The organism is Marinagarivorans sp., from assembly GCF_982758155.1.
The window spans coordinates 26,057-41,419 of record NZ_CEXWTU010000005.1 but is presented as its reverse complement, the minus strand read 5'-3'; the positions used below and the strand labels follow the sequence as shown (position 1 = coordinate 41,419).

Sequence of the window (15,363 nt, the reverse complement as noted above, 5' to 3'; positions counted from 1 at the left end):
TTTTAAACATTGCTCGGCGGTGTGCCGGCTTCCTTGGTTTGATTGGTGCTTTCAGGCTCTACTGCTACGGTGTCTTCGCTGCCGGCGTTATTAGGCGTCTGAGTGTTAGGCAAGGGGTGCTCGTGGATTGCAGCAGTCTCATCATGATACTCATGGCCGTTATCGTTGTGCGGGCCGTCATTATGGTGATGATTTTCTTGGCTGCGGTCATAATCTTCGTCATGGGAATTGTGTTCAATCGACTCCCCAGATGCGTGGGCGTTGATATCTTGTTCGAGCTGAGTTCGTGCTTCTCGAAGCTTTTCCAGCGAAGCCATAATTTCTTCGTTACGCAGCTCGCGGCGAATTTCATCGGCGCCTATATGTTGTTCAATCTCGCGTCGGGTGTCGCCGATTGAGCGCTTAAGGCGTCCAACCCAAAGGGCTCCGGTTCGAATGGCGCCAGGGAGCTTGTCGGGGCCAATAACAACAAGGCCGACGCCGCCTACGACTAATATCTCAAATAAGCCAATATCAAACACGAGGGATTACTGCTTATTTTCTGTTTGAGTTTTTTCTACGGGTGTCTCTGTGCTAGCAGCATCGACGTCAGGGGCGGCAGTCGTTTCGTCATCTACACGCTTTTGCTCCTCAGTCTCTTCCGTTTTCTCGTCGGTTATTGCCTTTTTAAAGCCTTTGATAGCGCCACCAAGGTCGCCACCCAAGCCTTTAAGGCGTTTAGTGCCAAACAACAACAATACAATAACAAGTACAATTAAAAGCTGCCAAATACCAATGCCACCTAACATATTAAAAACCTTTTTTTAGAAGTTATTTCTGTTGCTAATTCAGCCGCTACCATTTCGAAAACTGGGTGTAGAGGCTTTGATCTAGCGTTATCTTTATTTTAGGCTATTTAAAAGCCGTTATTATTTATCACGCTGTGCTTTTTCTTCCAGCCCAGAAAGGTCAAAACGTCGAGCAAGCTCATCAACTACAGCATTGGCGTCTTCACCGAGGTGGGAGAGCATAACCAGTGAATGGAACCACAAGTCGGCTGTTTCGTAGATCACGTCTTGGTTGTTACCGCTTACTGCGGCATCTTTGGCGGCAAGTAATGTCTCTGTGCATTCTTCGCCTACCTTTTCGAGAATCTTATTTAAGCCCTTTTGGTGCAAAAGCGCAACGTAGGATTGCTCTGGGTTTGCGCTGTTTTTGCGCTCATTTAGCACTTGGCTAAGTTGGCGGAGTACGTCGCTCATGAGTAAATCTCTTTTGGGTCTTTCAATACAGGGTCTTTTTCGAGCCATTGCTCGCCATCTAATACGCGATAGAAACAGGATTCGCGTCCAGTATGACAAGCAATACCCCCGGATTGTTCAATGTGTAGGGTCACCACGTCGGCATCGCAGTCGAGCCGGATCTCAAAGACTTTTTGCTGATGCCCTGAGGATTCGCCTTTATGCCATAGGGTTTGGCGCGAACGGGACCAGTATACGGCAAATCCTGTGCGTGCAGTTTCGGCGAGTGCTTCACGGTTCATCCAGGCCATCATTAGTATTCGGCCAGTTTTGGCGTCTTGTGCGATGGCGGGTACAAGTCCATCGGATGTCCATTTAACATCATCAAGAAAGCTCGCTTTAGGGGCATTACTCATGTTTTAGCTACTTAGCCCATAGGCGTTGGTGAGTGCTTCCCCTTTGTGGGGGAGGGGTGCGTTTATTTCAATAGTATATCGAGGTTTTGTTTTGCCTGAGTGAAACAGTCGGCAAATGCATAGATTACTTGAGTTGCATATTTGATATAGCACTGGCGGTACTTGCTTTACATGTGTGAGATTCATTGCAGTGGCATGGTGCAAGTGTTTATGGTTTTGTGCATGTCTTTGGTGGGCTATTACATCAGACCCATACAAATTTGCCTTCATTTCCGTTGAAAAGGTATTCGGTGACGCGCTCGGAGTGGCTGGTGTAACCGCTGAGTAAGGAGGCTTGGTTCTGCGTTGCGTGCGCATGCCTTAGTGTGATGGTGGCTGCTAATAAGCAAGATGCGCCCAATAATATGAATGCCCGCATCCATGATGCTTTTTCCCATTTCATACCGTCTCCTCGTACTCGACTTACTTTAGATGAATGCACAAATAGTCATTCCTTTAAAGCTAGCACAGGCTTTTCAGCTTTACCTGTCAGTGGTCGGAAAGCGAGTTGAGTTTAGCCGTGAGAAGGCGGTGCGCCACAGGGTGAGTGTGCGCACCTTATTGAGTATTTGACGTTTAGTAGCCGTTGTCGCTTGGCTGAGTATCGCTGGGTGGTGTGGTTGCCTGCCACCCTGCAAGTGTCCAAGGGCCTTGCGCGTTATGCCCGATTGTGAGTCCTGCATCAGTGTCAGCGGCATGCAAATAGAGTGGCTTGCCATTCCAGCTCCATTGCCAGCCGTTTCCACGTGCGACTAAGCCGAATTTCCCGCTGGAATAACTGTTGGCGTGCGCCATTAGCGGTGGCCAAGCTTCGGCACAACTTGCGTTGCAGGCTAGCATTGCTGTGTCTGGGGTTGCGGCGAAGTCACCGTCGTTTGCAAAGGTATAAAGGCTGTACCCGTTAGTATTCTTCCATTGGCTCTCCCAGCCATTGTCGGTATTTGTCCAAAGTAGGCTTGGGCCATCTGCCACTAAGGCGTTACCTGCTGTGGTTGTGCTCCAGCGGATTGGGGTGATTGCAGAACGCTGCCAGCCGATAATGTCTGCACCTATGGAATCGCCGCTAGAATCTGAGCTAAATAGGTGTAGTGCTTGCCCTTGATAGGTGAGTTGGGCTAAATCTGCCTGTTGAGTGCTTTTTAGGCCATAAGGTTTTTGCAGGGTAAGGTTTGCGGGCACCAATAGAGATGGCCAGCTATCTAAGCACATTCCGGCGCACTCGCCCTCGCTTGTTTTGATGTAAAGGCTGCGGTTACTGAGTGACTCTAGTGTTGTTGTGTTCTGCCCTTGGGTATTAAGTAGGCCGGATGTCATTAGCCAGTTATTGGTTTGTTGTGTGGGAGCTGAGGTGGCGACAGGCCAGTCTGAGTTCTGCAGTGGCGGGTTGCTGGCGGAAGTTTTTGTGTATAGCGGCATGCCGTATAGGCTGACTTGCCAATAACTATCGCTGCGTTCAAATTTACTGAAAGGAGCGTCAAGGGCTTCATTTTCTGCTGTAACGAGTGGCTGCCATTGGCTTAAGCAGGTTTCTGTATCGCAGGAGCTATGCTCGGGGGTATCGCTGGCGCGGGTATATAACCACTGCCAAGAATCGATGGTCGAGGCTTGCGGGTTGTCGTTAGTCCACTGCAGGCTCGAGAAGCCGGCAAGCACTTTGTAGCTGTTCCCATGCTCATGCCAGTCCAGTTTGAAGCTCGGCCGGCTGAGCGCTGTTGGTGCAACGCCATAGCCGCCAAGTATAAAGTCGGAGATTTTGTCTGCGCATAGGGTATCGCAGGCAGCAATATTACCTTTAGGCATATTATTCGCGATATAAGTGGCAAGTTCGTTGGCTGGCCGAGAGTCGGTGATTGGTGTATTGCCGTTCCCCGTTTCTCCGTGGCAGCTTACGCACTGCGCTTTATAAAGTTCGGAGCCGGATTGTGCAGTATTGTCTGTGTTGATGGGGGTCGCGCTATAGTTGGAGTCGCTACTGCCGCAGGCCTGCAGCAAGCTAAGTGATGCTATTACGAGCGCTCCGCGCAATCGTTGTGAGTGAAATATCATGTGCATTGTGTGCTTCCTTTTCGATGGATAAATACCGTTCGGTGGCTCCCTATACGGAGGGGGTATAAAAAAGTTGCACCTGCAATGCACGCTGGGAGATTAATGTCACTTGATGCCCGCTAGCGAGCGGCGGGAGTATCTGGTAATCTGCTCGCCGTTATATGGCGTATTGAAAAGAGGCTAAAAGCCCTATGTTTGTTGAGGGTAAAGCATTTTCGAGTGGCTCTTTTTATGCGTATAAAGCTATCCCCAAAGCACCGTCAGTGTGCTTCAAATCCAACCAGTAATAGGAAGAAATATTATGGCGATTGAATTACCCGCTTTGCCTTACGCGAAAAATGCGCTGGCGCCCCACATTTCTGAAGAGACGCTTGAATTCCATTACGGCAAGCATCACCAAACCTACGTAACCAAATTGAACGGCTTGATTCCCGGTACTGAATTTGAAGGCAAAAGCCTTGAAGATATCGTAAAAACATCTTCTGGCGGTGTATTCAACAACGCGGCTCAAATTTGGAATCACACGTTTTATTGGAACTGTTTAAGCCCTAATGGCGGCGGCGCAGCTTCTGGTGCATTGGGTGATGCTATTGTGGCTGAATTTGGCTCTTTCGATGCTTTCAAAGAAGCTTTTACTAACTCCGCGATAAATAATTTTGGTTCTTCGTGGACGTGGTTAGTGAAAAGCGAAGATGGCTCATTGAAGATTGTTAATACCAGTAATGCTGCAACACCGCTAACTGAAGCCGGTGTTACACCTTTATTAACCGTAGACTTGTGGGAACATGCTTATTACATCGATTACCGCAATGCACGCCCAACTTACATGAATGCCTTTTGGGCGCTTGTAAACTGGGAATTTGCAAATCAAAACTTGGCTTAGTGCTTAAGCTGGTTTAAAAGGAGGCTTTCGCCTCCTTTTTTTTGTATACTGGCGCCTTTTCAGCTGCCATATAGTATTAATGACCGAACGCCGCGAACCAACCTTATCTGCTTCCAACTTATCTGATCAAGCCGTGCTTGATGAGCCGCGGGCTGTTGCCTCTAATGTCACTCCCAAGAAAGCATCACGTCCTGCGCCAGTTAGTCAGCGTGTTGTTGAGGTGAAATCCCCTTTGGCGCCGCTAGCGCTGGTGGCTTCGCTTGTTTCGTTAGGGTTTGTTGGGCTACTGTTTTGGCAAGTCACCACATCGGATGCCGAGCGTAAAAATTTGATTCAACAGTTGGGTAGTGCCGATGCGCGCATTGCCGAGCTCGAGCAAAAACTAGCCGTAACCGGGGATGCGTCCGAGCAATCGCTGACCAGCCTAGGTGCGGGAGTCAAAACGTTGGATGCTGACGTTAAAGAAAATAGCTCCGAGATTCGCAAGCTTTGGGGGGTTGCACATGACCGAAACCGCAAAGCGATCGAAAACAACAAAAAAACGGTGGAAACAGTTCGGACGTCTGTTGCAAACCTAAAAGCAGCTCAACAGAAAGACCAAAAAGCACTACAGGCGGCAATTGTCGATTTGCAGGGCGAACTGGCGGTGTTGAGCGAAGTGCAAGAGTCACAGCAATCAGCCTTAAGCCAAAGCCGCAACGTGTCGGCCGAACTCAAGGCGCTTAAAACTGACCTAAACAGTCGTGTAAATGCAAACGAAGAAGCCATTAAAGCTATCGATGCCTTCCGTTTGCAAGTCAACCGACAATTACTACAAATGGGCGGCACTGCAAACCCGTGATTTGCCCATTAACTCACCTGATAAATTCTTAGGAGTGCTCTAATGCCATCTAAAAAAGACCTCGCCAATGCAATCCGTGCTTTGAGCATGGATGCAGTACAAAAAGCCAAAAGCGGCCACCCTGGTGCGCCAATGGGCATGGCAGATATAGCACAAGTTTTGTGGTGTGACTTCTTAAAGCACAACCCATCAAACCCATCTTGGACCGATCGCGACCGCTTTGTATTATCAAACGGCCACGGCTCTATGCTTATCTACTCTTTGCTTCACCTTTCGGGCTACGACTTACCGATTGATGAGCTTAAGCAGTTCCGTCAATTGCACTCAAAAACGCCGGGTCACCCAGAATACGGTTATACCGTAGGCGTAGAAACAACAACCGGTCCTTTGGGGCAGGGTATTGCTAACGCTGTTGGTATGGCAATCGCCGAGAAAACATTGGCGGCACAGTTTAACCGTGAAGGCCACGAAATTGTTGACCACAACACCTATGCCTTCATGGGTGATGGTTGTTTGATGGAAGGCATCTCGCACGAAGCGTGTTCTTTGGCCGGTACTTTAGGTCTCGGTAAGTTGGTTGCATTTTGGGATGACAACGGCATATCGATTGATGGCCACGTAGAAGGCTGGTTCACCGATAATACCCCTGCGCGTTTTGAAGCTTACGGCTGGCATGTAATTCCAGCGGTTGATGGCCATGATCCAGAAGCGATCAAAGCGGCTATCGAAGCGGCTAAAGCCGAAACGGGCAAGCCCACATTAATTTGTACTAAAACCATCATCGGTTTTGGTTCACCGAACAAGTCTGGCAGTCACGATTGTCACGGCGCACCATTAGGTGATGAAGAAATTGCAGCGGCGCGTGAATTTTTGAACTGGCCACATGCGCCGTTTGAAATTCCTGCTGAAGTTTATGCCGGTTGGGATTGTAAAGAAGCGGGCGCGAGCGCAGAAAGTGTATGGGATAAAAAGTACGCTGCTTACCAAGCTGCGCATCCCGAATTAGCCGCCGAATACGATCGTCGTGTTGTTAAAGGCGACTTACCTGCAGACTTCGAAGAGAAAGCGACTGCATGGGTTAAAGAGTGCCAAGAGAAGGGCGAGAATATTGCTAGCCGTAAAGCGTCGCAAAATTCTATTGGTACCTTTGGTGCTATGTTGCCTGAATTACTCGGTGGTTCTGCCGACTTGGCGGGTTCTAACCTGACTTTGTGGAGCGGCTCTAAAGGCATTACTAAAGAAGATGCTAGCGGTAACTACTTGTTCTACGGTGTGCGCGAATTTGGTATGAGCGCATTGATGAACGGTATTTCTTTGCACGGTGGTTTTATTAACTACGGCGCAACCTTCTTAATGTTTATGGAATACGCGCGTAATGCGGTTCGTATGTCGGCATTGATGGGTGCACAAAACATTTTTGTTTATACCCACGATTCAATTGGTCAGGGTGAAGATGGTCCAACGCATCAGCCTATCGAGCAAGTAGCCACTTTGCGCTTAACGCCAAAGCTACATACTTGGCGCCCTTGTGATGCAGCCGAAACTGCAGTGTCTTGGAAGTCTGCGATTCAGTACAAAGATGGCCCATCGGCGCTTATCTTTAGTCGTCAAGGCTTGCCAGCTATGCCACGTACCGAAGAGCAATTGGCTAACGTTGCTAAAGGTGGTTACATCTTAAGTGATTGCGACGGCGCACCAGAAGCTATCTTGATCTCTACGGGTTCTGAAGTGGGTTTAGCAATGAAATCTGCTGAAGCACTAACGGCTAAAGGCAAGAAAGTACGTGTTGTTTCTATGCCATGTACTAACATTTTTGATCAGCAAGATGCTGCGTATAAGCAAAGTGTATTGCCTATCGAAGTGACTGCGCGTGTAGCAATTGAAGCTGCGCATGTTGATTACTGGGCAAAATATGTTGGCTTAGACGGTGCCGTTGTAGGTATGAGTTCTTTCGGCGAATCTGCTCCTGGTAACGTATTGTTAGAACATTTTGGTTTCACTGTTGATAATGTTGTGAGTACCACATTAGAATTATTAGATTAATTCTTTAGGGCGCCTTCGGGCGCCTTTTTACCCTTTAGTTTTCCTGAGTCCAGTTTTAACGACTTCGTGTATTGAATGTTTAATCACAACCTCTGTTGTTTAAATGTTACTGAGTATTTTGCACTGTATTTAGCGTATTAAGCTTTTATTTAATCACCGTATCATCCTGTTCGTTGGAGAATCACTATGACCATCAAATTAATGGCAAACCTCGATCTTAAAGGCAAGCGTGTACTTATTCGTGAAGATTTAAATGTGCCGAGTATGGATGGGAAAATCACATCTGACGTGCGTATTCGTGCGGCGCTTCCCACCATTAAAATGGCCTTAGAAGCCGGCGCTAAAGTGATCGTAATGAGCCACTTGGGCCGCCCAACAGAAGGCGAGTACGAAGAGCAATATTCTTTAAAGCCTGTTGCTGCACATTTGGGTGAGCTGTTAGGTAAAGAGGTTCCTGTAGAGCGTGATTGGAAAAGCGGTGTAGAGGTTGCTGATGGCGAGTTAATACTGCTGGAAAATGTGCGTTTTAATCTAGGCGAAAAAGCTGACGACGAAGGCCTATCAAAAGCTTATGCGAACTTGTGCGATATTTACGTGATGGATGCCTTTGGTACCGCTCACCGTGCACAAGCTTCTACCCATGGCGTTGCGCGTTTTGCTCCAGTAGCTTGCGCAGGCCCATTACTGGCTGCTGAGCTAGATGCGTTAGAGAAATCTATGGCCAACCCCGCGCGCCCTGTTGTTGCGATTGTGGGTGGCTCTAAAGTTTCGTCGAAGCTTACCGTTTTGGATGCATTGTCTAAAATTGCAGACACTTTAGTAGTCGGTGGTGGTATTTCGAATACTTTTGTTGCTGCAGCGGGTAACGAAGTGGGTAATTCACTGTATGAAAAAGACCTAATCCCAGAAGCACAACGCTTATGTAAAGAAACAGAAGTGATTTACGCAACAGACGTTCGTACGACTAAAGACGGTTTTAAAGAGTGGAGTCATAGCTCCAAAACTGAAGTGCGTAAACCTTCGGAGATTAGTGCTGACGAAGAAATTATCGACTACGGCCCGGAAACCGCAGCACGCGTTGCTGAAATTATCAAAAATGCAAAAACCGTAATTTGGAACGGCCCTTGTGGTGTTTTTGAATTTGATGCTTTTGCGCAAGGTACTGAAGTTGTCGCCCGTGCGATTGCAGCAAGCGAAGCCTTTTCCATTGCTGGTGGCGGGGATACATTGGCCGCTATCGATAAGTTTGATTTGGCGAGAGATATCTCTTACATCTCCACTGGTGGCGGTGCTTTCCTTGAATATGTTGAAGGCAAGAAATTACCGGCTGTTCAAGTACTAGAGTCTCGCGCTCACTAAGTTATTTACGCTTTGCGTAGAAACCAAAAAGGCGGCAATCTTATTTGAGGTTGCCGCCTTTTTTATAGCTGCTGTTTTAGGTTGCTACGCGCTTATTCCTCTTACCGCTCGCGTTGCTTCAGCATGAGATTTTTCGATTAGCTGATGCAGCGCTTTTCTCATAAAAGTTTGGCTGAGTTCTTCTTTTGAAATATTCACTCCCCAGCCAAGTATCTGCATAATTTTGCGCATTAAGCGTTCAACCCAATAGCCAATATTACGTGCACCCGCGGCTCCACCTGATGGTCCGCCCTTGTCATCGGGGCCGCTCATGTCGAAGCCTTGCTTTAGTAGTGCGGCAATATTGTCGGCGAGTGTTACCGCGCCAATAAATACCGCTTGTAACTTGGATAGCGAGAAGCCCACAATTTTACGTAAAACATAAAATAAAGCAGAGCTAATCCAGCGCCAAGTACTGGTAGCGGAGGGTTCTACTTTAATGTTGGATTCTAACCATTGCTCCATTTGGGCTTGAGTGGGCTCATGGATACCTGTGGGGGATAATGTTTTCCAGGATTTACCTTTTGCGTTAACAGAGTCTATATAGCTACCGATGAAGTGATCGGTTGGCCAAATTATTGGTTTTGTGTGAATAAAGTAAGCCATGCTGCCAAAGGGGGCATGGCAAAAAGGAAAGACGGGTATCATCGGCACGGGGTCGCTTTCGTGGTAAACCCTAAATATATTCTGCTTATCAATTTTGTCGGTATGACTTTTGGAAAATAGGTGTGTTGCTGGGCGAGGTGCGCCAAAAGTATAGACTTTGGTGGCTACACTCCTTTTGGTGTGGTTTACCCAATCTGCAGCTAGTGTTGCTACTGCACCGCCTAGGCTATGACCTATGCAGTGAACAATCTGCGGCTTTACGCCATTTAAGCTCGCGAAAAAGGTTTCTAGCTGAGGGATCATGCTTTTGAATATGTGGTTAAAGCCAATATGTACTGGTTTACCTGAGATGCCGATTTCTAGGCCCATTCTGGCATTGCTTATCCAGTCTGCACCATAGTTGGCAAAAGTGGATCCTCGGAATATTAAAAAAACATCCCTGCTGAAGTTATTTTTTCCGTGAGCACATATGCAAAAAATATCTCTAGTATTGAGAAGCCGCGTACCCACTGATGCTTGAAGAGTTGTTAACTCCTCTTGGTTAACAATATCTTTATTTAATATAAAAAACTGTTCAGCGCTCGCATCATTTTGTGCAGTATATACATCCGCAGCTAAGTTGGCAGCTTGAATAGGTTGTAAAGTTCCCATGTTAGATCCTTTTGATTGTTTTCCATTTACATTTGGTATTAATAAAGCCTGCACGCTCTCTGTAGCTTTCGGTTTCGCTGTTAATGTCGCATGTAAGCTCTAGTGTTTCCCCGGCGGGGTGTCGTTCGGCAAACATTCCTGGCTCGCGTTTTGCCGCGTACCAAACGGTATTTTTTTTGTCTTCATGCATAATGTTGACAAATTGATTAACAACAAATTCAGTCATGGGGCCTAGCGTTAATGTATCCTTTACAGCCGGAAGGCTGAATACACCTTCATTATTGCTTGCATGTTTAAATATACGCTCTTCTCCACCGGGCATGACAATAACAACTTCAATGTCGACGTTAGGGAGTGGCTGACCATCTTTTAATAGTGTGCCCCTTAAGGGCGACATAAGAACGACTTCTTTTTTAAAGGGATTGAGCGAGGGAATTGACATGCAGGCTCCTGAGACGCTAGCGAATAATAGAATCAAGAGGGCGGTTCGTAGAATAGGCTTCATTATCCCTCCTATGGATAAGTGTGGTTTTAATCAGCTTCCCAGCCTTGGGTTATGTGATTTTTGAAATCGTATGCTAGCTAAAAATTATCAGTATATCAATGGACTTCTACCTGCTGGGTATATCTGCTTAATTTGTATATTCTTACTTCTGGCTGAACTGCCTGGAGTGGGGCAGTACTACACCTTCCTCAATGCCTTCCATGTACATTTTGTCCTGATGTATCCGGCTCGCTCACTATATTTTATTTTCTCATCATTAATGTCGCAAACAAGACCAATAGTCTCACTTGCGGGCTCTCTTTCCGCATATAGGCCTGGTTCACGTTTCCCTGCAGACCATACGGTGTCTTTAATCCCGTCAATGAATACATCTACAAACTGAGAGACCGCAAACTCAGTCATCGGGCCTAATGTTATTGTGTCTTTGATTGCAGGTAAATCAAATTCGCCAGCTGATGTTGTTTGGTGCTTATAGATTCGTTCCTCTCCGCCAGGCATAACAATAACCACCTCAATATCAATATTGGCGAGTGGTTTACCATCTTGTAGCAATGTGCCTTTTAAGGGCGACATGAGAACGACTTCTTTTTTAAAGGGGTTGAGCGAGGGAATTGACATGCAGGCTCCAGAGACGCTAGCGAATAATAGAATCAAGAGGGCGGTTTGTAGAATAGGCTTCATTATCCCTCCTATGGATGATCCAGCTAATTGCTTTGCTTTGAGTGCTTTGTACTAAGTATCTATGAGTAATACGATCTATCATCTTACCAATGCTGACGAGAGTCAATTTGCTAGCCATTTAAGCGCTTGACCTTTACCCTATGCGGTATTCAATAATGCCCGATTTTGAGGTGGCGTATGCAAAATGACTTACTACTTAGCCGTATAGCTGAAGCAAAAGCTGAATTGATGACCGTGCAGGATTGGCTGCGTTTTACGGCTAAAGTGTTTAATGATGCCGATCTTTTTTATGGTCACGGAACAGATAATCCTTGGGATGAAGCTTTACAGCTTGTTGTTTGGCAAGCTGGAGTGCCTTGGGGTAAGCATGAGCATATTCTGGCTGCGCGCTTGACCACCTCGGAAAAAGCCCTTTTATGCGAGGCCATTGCTAAGCGCGTGGCTGAGCGGTTGCCATTGCCTTACATTACTCGGCAGGCGTATTTTATGGAACTGCCCTTTGAGGTAAGCGAGGATACGTTGATCCCGCGCTCCCCTTTTGCAGAGTTAATCGAAAATGGATTTCAACCTTGGCTGGCAACACCACCGCGTGCGCTGCTCGACCTATGTACTGGTAGCGGCTGCATTGGTATTGCCTGTGCAATGTTGTTTGAAGAGGCTGAAGTTGATTTAAGTGATATTTCGGCGCCCGCGTTGGCAGTTGCCGAGCGCAATATTGAAAAGTATCACTTGGAAGAGCGTGTGACGGCAGTAGAATCCGATCTTTTTGAGGGCTTACAAGGTCGGCGCTACGATTTAATTATTAGTAATCCACCTTATGTGGATGTGAATGATTTAGCGTCTATGCCAGCAGAATTTCAACACGAACCCGCATTAGCATTAGGTTCTGGTGATGATGGTCTCGATTTTACGCGTCGTTTATTGCGCGAAGCACGCGATTTTCTGACCGACGACGGGGTGTTAATTGTTGAGGTGGGTAATAGTTGGAATGCATTGGAGTATGCATTTCCTGATGTTGCATTCACGTGGATCGAGTTTGAAGCGGGCGGGCATGGTGTTTTTTTACTAACTGCGGCGGAGCTTGAATTAATTAATACCTAACGGCTTAGCGGTTAACTACACATTAAATTCGTGTGGAATTACCTAACAAAAAGGCCAGCCTATTAACGTAGGCTGGCCTTTTTGTTAGGTGCTATTTTATGGCTTTTTAATTTTCAGTGTTTTGGTCAAAATATTACTAGAGGGGTTTCTAGTTTGATCGGGCTGCCCGCCGCCAATACTTAGGGTGAATTCACCTTCGGGGTAAATACGTTCGCCATTATCGTTGATAATCGAAAAAGCTTCTTTCGGAATGGATAAAGAAATATTTTGTGGCGTGTGTGGTTTTAAATTAATACGCGTAAAGGCTGCAAGGTTTCGAATAGATTCGTGCTCTTCCTTGTTTTTACGGCTTAGGTACACTTGCACAACCTCTTCACCGGCCAAATCCGATATGTTTTCTGCGTTTAGACTGAGTTCTATATTCGATTCTGGTTTTAACGTTGTGGGAATGGATAAATCGCTGTATTTAAATTGGCTGTAACTTAATCCATAGCCGAATGGATAAAGTACTTCACCCTTAAAGTAGCGGTATGTTTGATTATTCATAGTGTAGTTTTCAAAGGCGGGTAGGTCGTCTACGGTCTTATAAAAAGTAATAGGGAGTCGGCCGGCTGGGTTGTAATCGCCAAATAAAACATTGGCAATTGCCGTGCCTGCGGCTTGCCCTGGATACCAGGCTTCGATAATGGCTGGAATATGCTCTTGCGCCCAGTTGATGGCGAGAGCGCTGCCATTTAAAGCCACTAAAACAGTGGGTTTGTTGAGGGATGCAATCGCTTTTATGAGTTCTTGTTGAGGTTTCGGGAGTGATATTTTAGTTCGATCCCCACCGCGAAAACCCTCTACATCAACATCCATTTCCTCGCCTTCCATTTGCGGCGTTAAGCCCATCACCAATACAATAGCATCAGAATTTTTCGCTAACGCCAATGCTTTTTCTTTAAGGTTGTTTTTGGGGGCAGCCCAAACTAACTGCACCGAAGCGTCGGCATAGGTTTCTTTAGCGGTCACTTCAATGTTGTACTGTTTGCCTGCTTCTAAGTTTATCCAGTCAGAATTTTTATGGCGAGGGTCACCGTATTCGTCGCGAAAGTGGTAGGCCGTATGGACTACTTTTTCTCCATTTAGGAATACGTTTGTATTGCAAGTGCTTCGTACGCCAAGTTTATAGGCTCCGGTAATTTCTGGCGTTAATTGCCCGCTCCAGCGGACGGCAAAGTTGTCATCATCCATATCTTCGCGGGGTGCTTTATCTTGCCAGTTAATATCCACTAAGGATTGCGTTGACGAAAATAAAGGTTTTCCGGCTACGTCAGCTTGATTGAAAAAGTCGACTTTAAGTCCTGATTGATAGTTATGGCTAAATGCCTTGCTAGGGATGGTGTAAAACATTGGGATACCATCGGCGAGCTCAGAACCTTGTGCATATTTTACTGAAGTTGCACTGGATACCGCATTTTGAATGCCCGTTAATGGCGTGATAGGGCTTGAAGGTACACCGTTGTAGTTACCTAGCAGGGTTAGCCATTGGTCTGCATTGGGTCCAATCACTGCGATTGAATTTAAATCTTTTTTCAGCGGAAGGGTATGGTTGTCGTTTTTAAGTAAAACTATTGATTGTTGTGCTGCTTTTAAGGCCAGCGCTTGGTGTTGATCACTGTCAACAACAGCGTAAGGTATATTTGCGTATTTCACGGTTTCGGGTGCATCAAACATGCCTAGCTGCATTCTGGCCGTTAATAATCGCTTTAATGCTACGTTTATTTCTGCTTCGGTTATTAGCCCTTCACTCACAGCGGCGGGTAAGTTTTTATACATTTTCCCGCAGTTAAGGTCGGTACCTGCTTGCACGCTAACAGCCGCGCTTTGTGCTTCTGTTTTAGTCACTTTGTGGTGTTTATGAATATCTTCAATGGCGCCGCAATCGGAAACGACAAAACCATCAAATTGCCAATCTTCTCGCAATATATTCTTTAGCAGTGTTGGGCTGGAGCAGGCCGGTTCTCCATTGAGGCGGTTGTAGGCACACATCACCGATTTTGCGCCACTTTCCTTTAATGCCATTTCAAATTGCGGTAGATAATTTTGATAAAGCTCGCGGGTACTGATTTCGGCATTAAAACTGTGGCGCTCGGGCTCTGGCCCGTTATGCACGGCGAAGTGTTTGACGGTTGCAATGGTCTTTAAGTGCTGCTCGTCATCGCCTTGCAAGCCTTTAATAAATTGTACGGCTAGCTTGCCGGTTAAAAATGGATCCTCGCCGTAGGTTTCTTGTCCGCGCCCCCAGCGAGGATCACGAAAAATATTAATATTCGGCGACCAAATGGTAAGCCCTTGATAAATGTTGCGCTTACCTCTGGCGGCAAAGGCATGGTGTTTCGCTCTGGCTTCATCGCCAATAGTGGTGGCAACTTCGTGCATTAAGTTTTCATTCCAGCTCGCGGCAAGGCCAATTGCCTGCGGGAATACTGTGGCTAGGCCCGCTCGAGCAACCCCGTGTAAGCCTTCTGTCCACCAGTTATATTCGGGAATGCCCAAGCGTTCGATGGCTGGTGCTTGGTTTTGCATTTGCAGCACTTTCTCTTCAAGCGTCATGCGGGCAACTAAATCATCTATACGCAGTGCAGTGCTGACTTTTGGGTCAAGGTATGTGGGTGCAGGAAGTTGTTTGTTTGGGGCTGAGCTACAGCTAGCATTTAGGCTGATGGCGACAATACATACGCCCGATAGCAGCGCTTTTCTGGCAGTAATTCGTAGGGCTATTATTGAATAGAGCCTGTTAGGGAGGAGCTTGTAAGACATTATTATTTTATCTCTTCGGGCTGATGGTTGGCGTGTCTTTACTTTCCGCTGGTGAACAGAGCAAGAATGCGTCGACAACATTCATGATACTCAGTTGGTTTAGGGTACGCACTAACCGATGCGGTAGTCTA

Annotated in this window: 15 protein-coding genes; 5 read left to right on the top strand and 10 right to left on the bottom strand. The window is 46.7% G+C overall.

Annotated elements, in window-relative coordinates:
* Positions 1-2 precede the first annotated feature (2 nt).
* From tatB to AC3A8L_RS01405, 6 genes are all read right to left on the bottom strand, one after another.
* Positions 3-521: a Sec-independent protein translocase protein TatB gene (gene tatB, locus AC3A8L_RS01430; protein ID WP_487960431.1), complete on the bottom strand. Its 519-nt coding sequence runs from the start codon at positions 519-521 to the stop codon at positions 3-5.
* A 6-nt stretch (positions 522-527) separates the two neighbouring features.
* On the bottom strand, positions 528-788 hold the full coding sequence (gene tatA, locus AC3A8L_RS01425) for a twin-arginine translocase TatA/TatE family subunit (RefSeq protein WP_487960430.1): 261 nt from the start codon (positions 786-788) through the stop codon (positions 528-530).
* A gap of 120 nt (positions 789-908) precedes the next feature.
* Positions 909-1,241, bottom strand: a complete 333-nt coding sequence (locus AC3A8L_RS01420) for a phosphoribosyl-ATP diphosphatase (protein ID WP_487960429.1) — start codon at positions 1,239-1,241, stop codon at positions 909-911.
* Complete coding sequence (gene hisI / locus AC3A8L_RS01415) at positions 1,238-1,636, bottom strand: phosphoribosyl-AMP cyclohydrolase (protein ID WP_487960428.1); 399 nt, start codon at positions 1,634-1,636, stop codon at positions 1,238-1,240. Before hisI ends, AC3A8L_RS01420 begins: the two co-directional genes overlap by 4 nt.
* A gap of 244 nt (positions 1,637-1,880) precedes the next feature.
* A complete protein-coding gene (locus AC3A8L_RS01410; RefSeq protein WP_487960427.1) occupies positions 1,881-2,078 on the bottom strand; it encodes a hypothetical protein in 198 nt (65 codons plus the stop codon).
* A 173-nt stretch (positions 2,079-2,251) separates the two neighbouring features.
* Positions 2,252-3,727, bottom strand: a complete 1,476-nt coding sequence (locus AC3A8L_RS01405; RefSeq protein WP_487960426.1) for a c-type cytochrome — start codon at positions 3,725-3,727, stop codon at positions 2,252-2,254.
* A gap of 295 nt (positions 3,728-4,022) precedes the next feature.
* On the opposite strand from AC3A8L_RS01405, the gene AC3A8L_RS01400 reads away from it, so the two are divergent.
* The 4 genes from AC3A8L_RS01400 to AC3A8L_RS01385 all read left to right on the top strand — a co-directional run bounded on the left by AC3A8L_RS01400 (position 4,023) and on the right by AC3A8L_RS01385 (position 8,847).
* Positions 4,023-4,604 (top strand): Fe-Mn family superoxide dismutase, encoded by a 582-nt coding sequence (locus AC3A8L_RS01400; protein WP_487960425.1) that lies wholly within the window; start codon positions 4,023-4,025, stop codon positions 4,602-4,604.
* 79 nt (positions 4,605-4,683) lie between these two features.
* Positions 4,684-5,445, top strand: coding sequence for a zinc ribbon domain-containing protein (locus AC3A8L_RS01395; RefSeq protein ID WP_487960424.1), 762 nt, complete (start codon positions 4,684-4,686; stop codon positions 5,443-5,445).
* Positions 5,446-5,487: 42 nt separating this feature from the next.
* Positions 5,488-7,488, top strand: coding sequence for a transketolase (gene tkt, locus AC3A8L_RS01390; RefSeq protein WP_487960423.1), 2,001 nt, complete (start codon positions 5,488-5,490; stop codon positions 7,486-7,488).
* A 186-nt stretch (positions 7,489-7,674) separates the two neighbouring features.
* The gene (locus AC3A8L_RS01385) at positions 7,675-8,847 is read left to right on the top strand and encodes a phosphoglycerate kinase (RefSeq protein WP_487960422.1); all 1,173 of its coding nucleotides are present in this window, start codon (positions 7,675-7,677) and stop codon (positions 8,845-8,847) included.
* Between the two features lie 84 nt (positions 8,848-8,931).
* Here the strand turns inward: AC3A8L_RS01385 and AC3A8L_RS01380 are convergent, their stop codons facing one another.
* From AC3A8L_RS01380 to AC3A8L_RS01370, 3 genes are all read right to left on the bottom strand, one after another.
* A complete protein-coding gene (locus AC3A8L_RS01380) occupies positions 8,932-10,143 on the bottom strand; it encodes a lipase family protein (protein WP_487960421.1) in 1,212 nt (403 codons plus the stop codon).
* Position 10,144: 1 nt separating this feature from the next.
* Entirely contained in the window at positions 10,145-10,585 is a 441-nt protein-coding gene (locus AC3A8L_RS01375) for a DUF6795 domain-containing protein (protein WP_487960420.1), read from the bottom strand.
* Positions 10,586-10,825: 240 nt separating this feature from the next.
* On the bottom strand, positions 10,826-11,266 hold the full coding sequence (locus tag AC3A8L_RS01370; protein ID WP_487960419.1) for a DUF6795 domain-containing protein: 441 nt from the start codon (positions 11,264-11,266) through the stop codon (positions 10,826-10,828).
* A 240-nt stretch (positions 11,267-11,506) separates the two neighbouring features.
* On the opposite strand from AC3A8L_RS01370, the gene prmB reads away from it, so the two are divergent.
* Complete coding sequence (gene prmB / locus AC3A8L_RS01365; RefSeq protein ID WP_487960418.1) at positions 11,507-12,430, top strand: 50S ribosomal protein L3 N(5)-glutamine methyltransferase; 924 nt, start codon at positions 11,507-11,509, stop codon at positions 12,428-12,430.
* Between the two features lie 96 nt (positions 12,431-12,526).
* Here the strand turns inward: prmB and AC3A8L_RS01360 are convergent, their stop codons facing one another.
* Positions 12,527-15,232, bottom strand: coding sequence for a glycoside hydrolase family 3 C-terminal domain-containing protein (locus AC3A8L_RS01360; protein WP_487960417.1), 2,706 nt, complete (start codon positions 15,230-15,232; stop codon positions 12,527-12,529).
* Positions 15,233-15,363: the final 131 nt, after the last annotated feature.

What these genes read in the sequence shown, in the direction of transcription:
- tatA (WP_487960430.1), bottom strand. Translation starts at nt 788, where the DNA reads ATGTTAGGTGGCATTGGTATTTGGCAGCTTTTAATTGTACTTGTTATT.
- AC3A8L_RS01420 (WP_487960429.1), bottom strand. Translation starts at nt 1,241, where the DNA reads ATGAGCGACGTACTCCGCCAACTTAGCCAAGTGCTAAATGAGCGCAAA.
- hisI (WP_487960428.1), bottom strand. Translation starts at nt 1,636, where the DNA reads ATGAGTAATGCCCCTAAAGCGAGCTTTCTTGATGATGTTAAATGGACA.
- AC3A8L_RS01410 (WP_487960427.1), bottom strand. Translation starts at nt 2,078, where the DNA reads ATGAAATGGGAAAAAGCATCATGGATGCGGGCATTCATATTATTGGGC.
- AC3A8L_RS01405 (WP_487960426.1), bottom strand. Translation starts at nt 3,727, where the DNA reads ATGCACATGATATTTCACTCACAACGATTGCGCGGAGCGCTCGTAATA.
- AC3A8L_RS01400 (WP_487960425.1), top strand. Translation starts at nt 4,023, where the DNA reads ATGGCGATTGAATTACCCGCTTTGCCTTACGCGAAAAATGCGCTGGCG.
- AC3A8L_RS01395 (WP_487960424.1), top strand. Translation starts at nt 4,684, where the DNA reads ATGACCGAACGCCGCGAACCAACCTTATCTGCTTCCAACTTATCTGAT.
- tkt (WP_487960423.1), top strand. Translation starts at nt 5,488, where the DNA reads ATGCCATCTAAAAAAGACCTCGCCAATGCAATCCGTGCTTTGAGCATG.
- AC3A8L_RS01385 (WP_487960422.1), top strand. Translation starts at nt 7,675, where the DNA reads ATGACCATCAAATTAATGGCAAACCTCGATCTTAAAGGCAAGCGTGTA.
- AC3A8L_RS01380 (WP_487960421.1), bottom strand. Translation starts at nt 10,143, where the DNA reads ATGGGAACTTTACAACCTATTCAAGCTGCCAACTTAGCTGCGGATGTA.
- AC3A8L_RS01375 (WP_487960420.1), bottom strand. Translation starts at nt 10,585, where the DNA reads ATGTCAATTCCCTCGCTCAATCCCTTTAAAAAAGAAGTCGTTCTTATG.
- AC3A8L_RS01370 (WP_487960419.1), bottom strand. Translation starts at nt 11,266, where the DNA reads ATGTCAATTCCCTCGCTCAACCCCTTTAAAAAAGAAGTCGTTCTCATG.
- prmB (WP_487960418.1), top strand. Translation starts at nt 11,507, where the DNA reads ATGCAAAATGACTTACTACTTAGCCGTATAGCTGAAGCAAAAGCTGAA.
- AC3A8L_RS01360 (WP_487960417.1), bottom strand. Translation starts at nt 15,232, where the DNA reads ATGTCTTACAAGCTCCTCCCTAACAGGCTCTATTCAATAATAGCCCTA.